Below are 11,197 nucleotides of genomic sequence, written 5' to 3'. Positions count from 1 at the left end.
GCATGCGCGTGCCTCTGACCACCCGCGACTTCCTCGACCGGGCGGAGCTGGTCTACGGCGACCGGGTCGGTGTGGTCGACGAGCCCGACCAGCCCGGAGCACCGCTGGGCGGGGTCAGCTACCGCGAGCTGGCCCGGCGGGGGCGGGCGATCGCGGCCAGGCTGGACGCGCTCGGCGTCGGCGAGGGCGAGCGGGTGGCCGTGGTCAGCCACAACTCCGCCCGGCTGCTGGAGCTGCTGTACGCGGTCCCGTCCTCCGGGCGGGTGCTGGTGCCGATCAACTTCCGGCTCTCACCCGCGGAGTTCCGCTACATCGTCGACCACTGCGGCGCGCGCGTGCTGCTCGCCGACCCGGAGGTCGCCGGTCAGCTCGACGGCATCGACGTCCCGCACCGGTTCCTGCTGGGGGAGGAGTACGACGCCGGCCTGCTCCGGTACGACGCCGAGCCCGCGCCGTGGTCCGACCCCGACGAGGACGCCACCGCGACCATCAACTACACCAGCGGGACGACGGCCCGGCCCAAGGGCGTGCAGATGACGCACCGCAACCTGTGGGTCAACGCCACGACCTTCGGCATGCACATGCAGGTCAGCGACCGGGACGTCTACCTGCACACGCTGCCGATGTTCCACTGCAACGGCTGGGGCCTGCCGTACACCAGCGCCGGCCTGGGCGTGACGCAGGTGGTGCTGCGCAAGGTCGACGGCGCGGAGATCCTCCGCCGCGTCGAGCAGCACGGGGTGACGCTGATGGCCGGGGCGCCCGCCGTCTGGAACGCCGTGCTGGACGCCGCCGCCGACTGGGACGGTCCGGTGCCCGGGCGGGACCGGGTGCGGATCATCGTGGCCGGGGCGCCGCCGCCGTCCCGGACGATCGCCCGGGTCGAGGAGGAGCTCGGCTGGGAGTTCAACCAGATCTACGGCCTCACCGAGACCGCGCCGCTGCTGACCATCAACCGGTCGCGCGCCGAGTACGACGGGCTGGACCCCCAGGCGCGGGCCAAGGCGCTGTCCCGCGCCGGCGTCCCCGCGCTGGGCACCCGGATCAGCACCAGCGAGAGCGGAGAGGTGCTGGCCCGCGGCAACACCGTGCTGGCCGGCTACTGGGAGAACCCCGACGCCTCCGCCGACGCGCTGGAGGGCGGCTGGTTCCACACCGGCGACGGCGGCTCGGTGGACGACGAGGGCTACCTGACCATCTCCGACCGCAAGAAGGACGTGATCATCACCGGCGGGGAGAACGTCTCCTCGATCGAGGTGGAGGACGCGGTCTTCAGCCACCCGGCCGTCGCCGAGGTCGCGGTGATCGGGGTGCCCGACGACAAGTGGGGCGAGATGGTGACCGCGCTGGTGGTCCGCGCGGAGGGCGCCGAGGTCACCGAGGCGGAGATCATCGCGCACGTCCGCGGCTCGCTGGCCGGCTACAAGGCGCCCAAGCGGGTCGAGTTCCGCGACGCCATCCCGCGGACGGCCACCGGCAAGATCCAGAAGTTCAAGCTCCGCGAGGCGTTCTGGGCCGGCGCCGAGAAGCAGGTCAACTGACCCCGCCTGCGCTGCCCCGGGATCAGCTGACCTGATCCCGGCTGCTCCTGGCTCACCGTGGGAGGTGAGCCAGGAGCACGTCCGCTGAGCCAGGACGGACGGCTCCGCCGCTGACCGTCCGTCACGCCCGTGTCCCCCGGAAGGGGGAGGCGGTCCTCCGTGACCCTCCGTGCTCCACCCCTTCGCGTCGATCACACCCGGGAGAGCGCACCCCTACGGGTGTGCCGGGACTGGTCGAGACCGGCGCCGCCACGCAACCTGGCGCCGGGCAACGGAGGAGTCGGGACAGTGCGCACGCAGGTCAGGACGCAGGTCAGCACCACAGGACGTCGGTCGGGTCGCCACTGGGCGACCCGGTTCGTCGGCGTCGCCGCCGTCGCCGCAGTCGGGCTCGGGCTCGCCCCGGGCCTCGCCGCGGCCGCGCCGGTGAACCCCAGCGACTCGCAGATCAGCGCGGCCGAGCAGGCGCGGCAGGCCGCCGCCGCGCAGGTCGGGCAGGTCAACGCCGCCCTCGCCGCGGCGGAGTCCGCCGCCGCCAGCGCGTCGGCTGCGGCCAACATCGCCCTGCAGGACTACGAGGAGAAGCAGGCCGCCTACGACGAGGCGCGCGCCGCGGCCGACGCCGCCGCAGCCGCCGCCGCGCAGGCCCAGGTCGCGCTGCAGGGTGGCCGGGACGAGGTCGCCGCCTTCGCCCGGGACAGCTACATGCAGGGCACCACCAACGCCGGCGCGCTGGCGCTGATGACCTCCGGCGGCCCCACCGAGCTGCTGGAGCGGGCCGCCCTGCTCGACGCGGTCGGCGAGCACCGGGTGGACGTCGTCGCCCAGCTGACCGTGCTGGAGGAGCAGGCCACCGCCGCCGATGAGGCCGCGCAGGCCGCCGTCGCCCAGGCCGACGCGCTCAAGGCCGAGGCCGCGACGCTGCTGGCCACCGCGCAGGAGCAGGAGGCCGCGGCGCGCCGCCAGGCCGGTGCCCTCGCCGAGCAGCAGGAGCAGTACGAGGCGGGCCTGGCCTCGGCCGAGCAGACGCTCACCGCCCTGCAGGGCCAGCGCGCCGCCGCCGAGGCCGCGGCCGCCGCCCAGCGGGCCAACGCCTCCCGGCCGGCCGCCTCGGCCGGTGGCGGGTCCACCGCGTCGACCGGGTCGTCGTCGTCCGGGTCGTCGGCCAACACCGGCGGCTCGACGGTCCGGCCGCCGGTCAGCGTGCCGGCGCCGCCGCAGGGCACCACCGCCGGTGCGCCGTCGGGCAACGCCGTGCAGACCGCGATCGCCGCGGCCCGCTCGCAGCTGGGCGTGCCCTACTCGTGGGGCGGCGGCGGCTCCGGCGGCCCGAGCTACGGCATCTCGCCCGACACCGGCATCTGGGGCTTCGACTGCTCCGGGTTGACCCAGTACGCCTACGCGAAGGCCGGCATCCAGATCGGTGGCACCAGCCGCGACCAGTGGTACCGGTTCCGCACCCAGACCGTGGCCAAGGGCGACATCCAGCCCGGTGACCTGCTCTTCTGGGACAACGGCAGCGCCAACCCGACCTACCAGGACATCGTGCACGTCGCGCTCTACCTCGGCGGCAACCAGATGATCGAGGCGCCCGACCGGGGCCAGTCGGTCAAGGTCTCCACCGCCCGGACGTCGAGCGGCACCTACTTCGGTGCGGTGCGCCCGACCGGCTGACGCCGGGCGGGGACTGAGCTGGCGCCGGAGCTGACACGGCGCAGAGGAGTAGGGCGTCGGGCAGCCACGGGGGGAGCTGCCCGACGCACCGACGAGGCTAGCAGCCGCGGACCCCCGTGGGCAGGGCCGCGCACGATCGGGGGACGGCCCCCGGCCGCGTGGCCCGGTGGCCCGCACAGCCAGGTGTAGGAGACTGGCGACGTGACCGCTGCCAGCAGCCCACCCGTCTCCGATCGCCCCACCCCGCCCTCGGTCGACGCGCAGCGCCTGGAGCGCGCGCTGTTCGAGATCAAGCGGGTCATCGTGGGCCAGGACCGGCTCGTCGAGCGGATGCTCGTCGGTCTGCTCGCCCGCGGCCACGTGCTCCTGGAGGGCGTGCCGGGCGTGGCCAAGACCCTGGCTGTCGAGACCCTCGCCCGCGTCGTCGGCGGGCAGTTCGCCCGGTTGCAGTTCACCCCCGACCTGGTGCCCGCCGACATCCTCGGCACCCGCATCTACAAGTCCGGCCAGGACGCCTTCGACACCGAGCTCGGCCCGGTCTTCGCGAACTTCGTGCTCGCCGACGAAATCAACCGCGCGCCGGCCAAGGTGCAGTCGGCGCTGCTCGAGGTCATGGCCGAGCGCCAGGTCTCCATCGGCGGGGTCACCCACAAGCTGCCCGACCCGTTCCTGGTGCTGGCCACCCAGAACCCGATCGAGAACGAGGGCGTCTACCCGCTGCCCGAGGCGCAGCGCGACCGCTTCCTGCTCAAGGTGCTCGTCGACTACCCGACGCCGGAGGAGGAGCGGGAGATCATCTACCGGATGGGCTCCAACCCGCCGTCGGCGGAGACGGTGCTCGGCCCGGACGACGTCCGGCGGCTGCAGCGCACCGCGTCGGAGGTGTTCGTGCACCACGCGCTGGTCGACTACGTCGTCCGGCTGGTCGTCGCCACCCGGGCGCCGCGGGAGCACGGCATGCCCGACGTCGCGAACTGGGTCTCCTACGGCGCCAGCCCGCGTGCCTCGCTCGGGCTGATCGCGGCGAGCCGGGCGCTGGCGCTGATCCGCGGCCGCGACTACGTGCTGCCGCAGGACGTCCTCGACGTCACCGGCGACGTGCTCCGGCACCGCCTGGTGCTCTCCTACGACGCGCTCGCCGACGGCGTGCCGGCCGACCACGTGGTCAAGCGGGTGGTGCAGAGCGTGCCGCTGCCGCAGGTCACCCCCCGGCAGCGGTCCAACGGCTACGGCCCGGGCACCCCCGGTGGCCCGTCGGTGCCCGGCTTCGGCGGCTACGGCGCCCCGCAGGGCCCGCCGAACGGTGCCCCGCAGGGCGGGCAGCCGGGTGGCTTCGGCCAGCCCGGGCAGTTCGGCCCGCCGCAGGGGCAGCCGCAGGGCGCACTGCAGCAGTTCGGTCAGCCGCAGGCCTACGGGCAGCAGCAGTACAACCCCTACGCCCAGCCCCAGGGTCAGCAGCCGGGCCAGCAGGCCGGTCAGCAGCCCGGCCGGCCGGCCGGCCCGAACGGCCAACCCGGCACCGGGTCCACGGCGGCGTCCGCGGACGACCGCCCCGACGGCCCGCGGCCGGTGTGACCGGCCCGTCGGAGGCGCAGCCGGCCGAGGGCCCGCCGGTCGGCACGATCCCGGACGACGGCGCCCCACCGCACTTCGGCTCGGGCAGCAACGCCGAGGTGCTGCTGCGCCGGCTGGAGCTGACGGTCCGCCGGCGGCTCGACGGGCTGCTGCAGGGCGACCACCTGGGTCTGGTGCCGGGTTCGGGCAGCGAGGCGGGCGACTCGCGCACCTACCACCCCGGGGACGACGTCCGGCGGATGGACTGGCCGGTCACCGCGCGCACCCAGGTGCCGCACGTCCGGGAGACGATCGCCGACCGCGAGCTGGAGACCTGGGCCGTCCTGGACCTGTCCGCCAGCCTGGACTTCGGCACCGCCAACTGCGAGAAGCGCGACCTGGCGATCGCCGGGCTGGCCGCCGTCAGCCACCTCACCGTCCGCGGGGGCAACCGGCTGGGCGCCGTCGTCACCACCGGCGAGCGGGTCGACCGCTACCCGGCGGTGCCCGGGCGGATGGCGGCGGACCGGCTGCTCCGCTCGGTGGTCGCGACGCCGCGCGCCGCCAGCGGCCGCCGCGGTGACCTGGCGACGGCGCTGGAGTCGCTGCGCCGTCCGCCCCGCCGCCGCGGGCTGGTCGTGGTGGTCTCGGACTTCCTCGGCGACGCCGACTGGGAGCGCCCGCTGCGTGGGCTGTCCGCGCGGCACGAGCTGCTGGCCATCGAGGTGGTCGACCCGCGGGAGCTGGAGCTCGCCGACGTCGGGCTGCTGACCGTGGTCGACCCGGAGAGCGGCCAGACGCTGGAGGTGCCCACCGGCAACGCCGAGGTGCGCCGCCGGTTCGCCGAGGGGGCGGCCGCGCAGCGGCGGGAGGTCGCCGCGGCGCTGCGCCGGTGCGGCGCGGGCCACCTGCGGCTGCAGACCGACCGCGACTGGCTGGCCGACGTCGTCCGCTTCGTGGCCGAGCGCCGGCGGGCCGGCAGCGGGGGAGCGTCCCGATGACCTTCCAGTCGCCGGTGTGGCTGGTCGCCCTGCTGGCCGTGCTCGCCCTGCTCGGGCTGTACGTGGTGCTGCAGCTGCGCCGGGCGCGGTACGCCGCGCGGTTCACCAACGTGGCGCTGCTCGGCTCGCTGGTGCCCAAGCGCGCCGGCTGGCGGCGGCACGTGGCCTTCGGCCTGGTCACCCTGGGCCTGGGCGTGCTGGTGGTGTCGCTGGCCCAGCCGAGCACCGAGGTGCGGGTGCCGCGGGAGCGGGCCACGGTGGTCATGGCCGTCGACGTGTCGCTGTCGATGCGCGCCACCGACATCGAGCCCGACCGGTTCCAGGCGATGCAGCAGGCGGCCAAGGAGTTCGTCGAGGTGCTGCCGGCCCGGATCAACCTGGGCCTGGTCAGCTTCGCCGGGACGGCGACCACGCTGGTCACCCCGACCACCGACCGGGACCAGGTGACCACCGCGATCGACAACCTGGAGCTGGCGGAGGCGACCGCGATCGGCGATGCGGTGTTCACCTCGCTCACCGCGATCACCAACTTCCAGTCCAGCCTGGACGCCGGTGGTGAGGAGCTGCCGCCGGCCCGGATCGTGCTGCTGTCCGACGGCTACAGCACCGTCGGGCGGGAGGCGACCCAGGCGGTGGACGCCGCCAACGCCGCGCAGGTGCCGGTGTCCACGATCGCCTTCGGCACCGACTACGGGACGCTGGACCTCAACGGCGAGCAGGTGCCGGTGCCGGTCGACCGCGCCACGCTGGAGGAGATCGCCGACGACACCGGCGGCGACTACAGCGAGGCGGCCAGCGCGCAGGAGCTGGAGGAGGTGTACGAGGACCTGGGCAGCCAGATCGGGTACACCACCGAGCCGCAGGACATCAGCCCGTGGTTCGTCCGCGGTGGGCTGCTGTTCGCCTTCCTCGGCGTCGCGGCGTCCCTGCTCTGGACGAACCGCCTGCTCTGAGGCCAGGCTCGCCGCCATGCTGCTGTACGCGATGGGCGTCTCGGTCGACGGCTACGTCGCCGACCGGGACGGCGACTTCTCCTGGTCACCCCCCGACGACGAGCTCTTCGGCTTCCACCTGTCCCGGGTGGGCAGCCTCGGCGGCTACCTGCTGGGCCGCCGGCTCTACGAGGCGATGCTGCCGTGGGAGACCGACCCGGCGATGCGGGTGGACGGGGCCCGGGCCGCGTTCGCCGACGTCTGGACCGCGCTGCCGAAGGTCGTGTTCAGCCGCACGCTCGACAGCGTGCAGGGCAACGCCCGGCTCGCCACGGGACCGGTGGCCGAGGAGGTCGCGGCGGTCCTGGACGGGACCGACCGGGACGTCGAGATCGGCGGCCCCGGCCTGGCCTCCACCGCGATCGGCCTCGGCCTCGTCGACGAGTTCCGGGTGTTCCGCTACCCGGTGGTCGTCGGGGGCGGGACGCCGTACCTGCCGCCGGTGACCGACCAGGTCGAGCTGGACCTGGTCGAGAGCCGGACGTTCGGCTCGCGCGTGGTCTACGAGCGCTACCGGCGGGTCAGCGGGCCGGGTCGAGGGTGAGCTTGCCGCTGGTGCGCCGCGCCAGCAGGTCCTGGTGGGCCTCCCGGACGGCGGTCAGCGGGTAGCGGCCACCGGAGACCGGCTTCAAGGTGCCGTCGGCGACCATCGGCAGCAGGTCGGCCATGGCGGCGTCCATCATCTCCGGACGGGTCATGCAGTGCGCCAGCCAGAAGCCGATGACGGCGCGGCTGGTGCCCATCAGCGAGGGGACGCCCACCGGGCGCGGGGCCTCCCGGCCGGCCATGCCGTAGGCGACGAGCCGGCCGAAGGGGGCCAGCGCGGACAGCGACCCGTCCAGGACGCCGCCGCCGGTCATCTCCAGGACGACGTCGACGCGGCGGCCGCCGTTGGCCTCGCGCAGGGCGGCGGTGAAGGTCTTCGGGTCGTCGTCGGCCAGCGCCGGGTCGACCGTGGCGTCGGCGCCGAGGGACTCGGCGAGCGCGCGCTTCTCCGGGCTGGAGGCGGTGGCGATGACCCGACCGGCGCCCCACCGCTTCGCCAGCTGGACGGCGAGCGAGCCGACCCCGCCGGCGCCGGCGATGACGACGACGGACTCGCCGGGCGCCAGGTGGGCGGAGGTCCTCAGCAGGTGCCAGGCGGTGGCGCCCTGCAGGACGACGGCGAGCGCCTGCTCGTCGGTGACGGCGTCCGGCACCGCCCAGGTCAGCCGCGGGTCGGTGGCGACCCGCTGCGCGTACCCGCCCCCGCCGACCAGCCCGACCACCCGCGTACCGCCGCCGGCGGCGGTGCCGACGAACTCCGCACCCGGGACCAGCGGCAGCGTCTGGTTGGCCAGGTAGGTGTCCTCGGTCTGGTGTGTATCCGCAAAATTGACGCCCGAGCTCGAGATGTCGAAGAGTTGCTCGCCGTCCCCGGGGACCGGGTCGGGCAGGTCGACGACGTCCATGACCTCGGGGCCGCCGAAGCGGGTGATCTGCACAGCACGCATGACGGTGAGGCTATGGCCTTTGTACCCGGCGGTCGGCCGTGCTCCAGACGGTGAGGAGCCGGGGGAGCGGGCGGCGGCTGTGCCGAGCGGCTGAGTCACCGGCCACAGCCCCAGGGCTGGGAGCCCGAGCAGTGCACGCGTGCCAGTGAGGCCAGGACCAGCCAGGAGCACAGACCTGAGCTCACGGTCGCGACCCGATGGCCAGGCGCGGCGGCGGGGACGGTCGGTCGGCGCGGAGGCGCATCGAGCAAGACCATCCGGGTCGGGTCGCATGCCGGCGAAGGCGATGTACAGCGCTGTGGGACGAACGCCGGACCGCCTCGACGACGGGGCCGCTAACTGGTCGGTAGCGGCCCCGTCGTCGCGGAATTGCGGTCAGCTGGCCATTGCCGGCTGCTTGGGTGCCTCGTGCTCGTGGCGGTCCAGGGAGTGGCCCTCGACGTCGACGTCGGGGACGACCTTGTCCAGCCAGCGGGGCATCCACCACGCGGACCGGCCGAGCAGGGACAGCAGGGCCGGCATCAGCACCATCCGGACGATGAACGCGTCAGCGGCCACGCCGACCATCAGCCCGAAGGCGATGGAGGCGCCGACCGCGAAGGAGCTGGTGGCGAACCCGGCGAAGACCACGACCATGATCGATGCGGCGGCGACCAGCACCGGGGCGGACCGTCCGAAGCCCTCCCGGATCGCGGTCCTCGGGTCCATGCCCTTGCGGTACATCTCCTGGATCCGCGAGACCAGGAACACCTGGTAGTCCATGGCCAAGCCGAACAGGACGCCGACCAGCAGGAGCGGGAGCAGGCTGAGCATCGGGTCGCCCTGCGGGGCGGCGATGAGCGGGTCGAGCCAACCCCACTGGAACACGGCCACGCTGGCGCCGAAGGACGCACCGACCGAGAGCAGGAACCCCAGCGTTGCGACCACCGGGATCAGCAGGGACCGGAAGAGCACGATCAGCAGCACGATCGAGATGAAGACGATCACGATCACGTACTTGATCAGCGCGGACCTGAGCTGCTCGTCCTGGTCGATCCCGATCGCGGTCTCGCCGGTGACCTCCAAGTGCACACCGGACACGCTGTCGGCGTTGTCGCGGATCTGGTGCACCAGGTCCTCGGTGGAGTCGTCGATCGGCCCGCCGGACGGGATCACGATGAGGCGAGCGGTGTCACCGTCAGCGCTGATCTGCGCCGGCGCCACGCTCCGCACGCCGGTGTAGCCGCTGAGCTGGGCCTGCACGGCGGCGGCCTGGGTGGCGGCCTGGTCGCCCTCGGCGAGGACGATCAGCGGGCTCTGCACGCCACCGAACTCCTCGACGACGAGGTCGTAGGCCGTGCGCTCGGTCGAGGTGGGGTCCGCACCGCCGGGCACGCTGAACGCCGTCTTCATGCTCAGCAGCGGCACGGCCACCACGACCAGGACCAGCACCCCGCCGATCAGCGAGATGACCGGCCGCTGGACGACGAAGCCGCCCCAACGGCTCGTGATCCCGCGCTGCTGGGTCTGCTCCTCGTCGAACAGCTCGCCGCGGGCGAGGGCCTGCCGGTGCTTCCTGGACAGGGCGCGCATCCCGAGGAACCGCATCATGGCCGGCAGCAGCGTGAGTGCCAGGAGGACCGCCACGAGGACGCCGAAGGCGCCGGCGACACCCATCTGCGTGATGAAGCTGAGGTCGGCCACCATGAAGGCGACGAGGGCGACGATCACGGTGAGGCCGGCGAAGACGACGGCGGTCCCGGCCGTACCGGAGGCGCGGGCGATGGCGTCATCGACGGTCCGCCCGGCGCGGAGTTCGTTCCGGAACCGGAAGAGGATGAAGAGGCTGTAGTCGATGCCGACGGCGAGGCCGAGCATCGCGGTGAGGACGATGCTGTTGCCGTCGATCGGGGTCAACGAGCCGTAGGCCAGGACGCCGACGAGCCCGACGCCGACCCCGATGACAGCGATCAGCAGGTTCACCCCGGCTGTGACCAGGGAGCCGAAGGTCAAGGCCAGTACGAGGAAGGCCACGATCACCCCGACAGCCTCACCGGGTCCCTGCTCGGGAGCGCCGAGTGGGATCAGGTTGCCACCGAGCTCGGTCCCCAGCGCCGGGGGTGCGTTCTCCTGCAGCGCGAGTGCGGCGTCGTAGAACTCGACCTGCTCGTCCTCGGTCAGCTCACCGTAGGTGATCGTCGCGACGGCGAGCGTGCCGTCGGCAGCCAGGTAGGGGCTCGCCGGGTCCAGCGGATCACTCACCGACTGCACGCCCGGCAGGCTCTCGGCCTGGGTGCGGACCGCGGCGATCTCCTGCGCCACCGACGGGTCGGTGACGGCGCCGTCGTCGGGGTGGAACACCAGCTGAAGGCTCGCGCCGGCGGCGTCGGTCTCCGACGGGAACTCCGCGTTCAGCCGCTCCAGCGCCAGCGACGCCTGCGACTCGGGGACCGAGACCTCAGCCTCGCCTGCGGAGTCGCCACTGCTCCCCACCGCCAGGACGCCGATGAGCGCGGCGAGGACTGCGATCCAGGCGCCGACCACCAACCACCGGAACCGGGCGCTGAGACGTCCCAGGCGGGACAAGAACGTAGACATGAGGTCCTTCTCGGGGAGGGGAGCAGATCGGACCCCAGGTTTCCGCCGCCTCGCTGCGAGGGGATCGTCTGAGCAGATCGACTTCTCCTACTGCGTCCGCAGTACGCCTCGCCCGTGGCTCTCGCGGTGGCCGACCAGCTGGTCGGCCCGCCGCCCTGCCCGCCCGCGCAGCCGTGCCCGTGGACGGACCGAGGGAAGGCCTGCAGGAGTGGGCGTGTGCCGTTGGCGCGGTGTCGTACTGCGAGCGCAGTAGGTGGACCCGGTGCGTGCGGATGACGACGGATCGTCGTCCAGGCTGGACGATGTGCGCAGCAGCAGGTCCGGTGGGCGGCCAGCACGGTCTGGCACCGACCGGCTCGCCCGGC

The 11,197-nt window shown here is 73.7% G+C and carries 8 protein-coding genes; 6 read left to right on the top strand and 2 right to left on the bottom strand.

Annotated features, from left to right (window positions below; all coding sequences use genetic code 11):
• The first annotated feature begins 2 nt into the window (after window positions 1–2).
• The 6 genes from HL054_RS09900 to HL054_RS09875 all read left to right on the top strand — a co-directional run bounded on the left by HL054_RS09900 (window position 3) and on the right by HL054_RS09875 (window position 7,306).
• The gene (locus HL054_RS09900) at window positions 3–1,541 is read left to right on the top strand and encodes an AMP-binding protein (RefSeq protein ID WP_369138788.1); all 1,539 of its coding nucleotides are present in this window, start codon (window positions 3–5) and stop codon (window positions 1,539–1,541) included.
• 288 nt (window positions 1,542–1,829) lie between these two features.
• Window positions 1,830–3,215, top strand: coding sequence for a C40 family peptidase (locus tag HL054_RS09895; protein ID WP_369138787.1), 1,386 nt, complete (start codon window positions 1,830–1,832; stop codon window positions 3,213–3,215).
• A 201-nt stretch (window positions 3,216–3,416) separates the two neighbouring features.
• Window positions 3,417–4,790: an AAA family ATPase gene (locus HL054_RS09890; RefSeq protein WP_440347929.1), complete on the top strand. Its 1,374-nt coding sequence runs from the start codon at window positions 3,417–3,419 to the stop codon at window positions 4,788–4,790.
• Complete coding sequence (locus HL054_RS09885; protein ID WP_369138786.1) at window positions 4,787–5,770, top strand: DUF58 domain-containing protein; 984 nt, start codon at window positions 4,787–4,789, stop codon at window positions 5,768–5,770. The genes HL054_RS09890 and HL054_RS09885 overlap by 4 nt, the downstream gene beginning before the upstream one ends.
• A complete protein-coding gene (locus HL054_RS09880; RefSeq protein ID WP_369138785.1) occupies window positions 5,767–6,723 on the top strand; it encodes a VWA domain-containing protein in 957 nt (318 codons plus the stop codon). Before HL054_RS09885 ends, HL054_RS09880 begins: the two co-directional genes overlap by 4 nt.
• Before the next feature lie 16 nt (window positions 6,724–6,739).
• A complete protein-coding gene (locus HL054_RS09875) occupies window positions 6,740–7,306 on the top strand; it encodes a dihydrofolate reductase family protein (RefSeq protein ID WP_369138784.1) in 567 nt (188 codons plus the stop codon).
• On the opposite strand, the gene HL054_RS09870 is transcribed toward HL054_RS09875, so the two are convergent.
• Window positions 7,284–8,255 carry a quinone oxidoreductase family protein gene (locus HL054_RS09870; protein WP_369138783.1) on the bottom strand — a complete coding sequence of 324 codons (972 nt, stop codon included), beginning with the start codon at window positions 8,253–8,255 and terminating at the stop codon, window positions 7,284–7,286. The genes HL054_RS09875 and HL054_RS09870 overlap by 23 nt on opposite strands.
• A gap of 375 nt (window positions 8,256–8,630) precedes the next feature.
• Window positions 8,631–10,832, bottom strand: coding sequence for an MMPL family transporter (locus HL054_RS09865; protein ID WP_369138781.1), 2,202 nt, complete (start codon window positions 10,830–10,832; stop codon window positions 8,631–8,633).
• Window positions 10,833–11,197 lie beyond the last annotated feature (365 nt).

Source organism: Modestobacter versicolor, from assembly GCF_041028285.1.
Taxonomy (GTDB): Bacteria; Actinomycetota; Actinomycetes; order Mycobacteriales; family Geodermatophilaceae; genus Modestobacter; species Modestobacter versicolor_A.
Note: the sequence above shows the minus strand (reverse complement) of the source record. Positions and strands in the feature narration are given on the sequence as shown.

Excerpts from the sequence above, each read along its gene's own strand:
- HL054_RS09880 (WP_369138785.1), top strand. The coding sequence starts at position 5,767 with ATGACCTTCCAGTCGCCGGTGTGGCTGGTCGCCCTGCTGGCCGTGCTC.
- HL054_RS09870 (WP_369138783.1), bottom strand. The coding sequence starts at position 8,255 with ATGCGTGCTGTGCAGATCACCCGCTTCGGCGGCCCCGAGGTCATGGAC.
- HL054_RS09900 (WP_369138788.1), top strand. The coding sequence starts at position 3 with ATGCGCGTGCCTCTGACCACCCGCGACTTCCTCGACCGGGCGGAGCTG.
- HL054_RS09865 (WP_369138781.1), bottom strand. The coding sequence starts at position 10,832 with ATGTCTACGTTCTTGTCCCGCCTGGGACGTCTCAGCGCCCGGTTCCGG.
- HL054_RS09875 (WP_369138784.1), top strand. The coding sequence starts at position 6,740 with ATGCTGCTGTACGCGATGGGCGTCTCGGTCGACGGCTACGTCGCCGAC.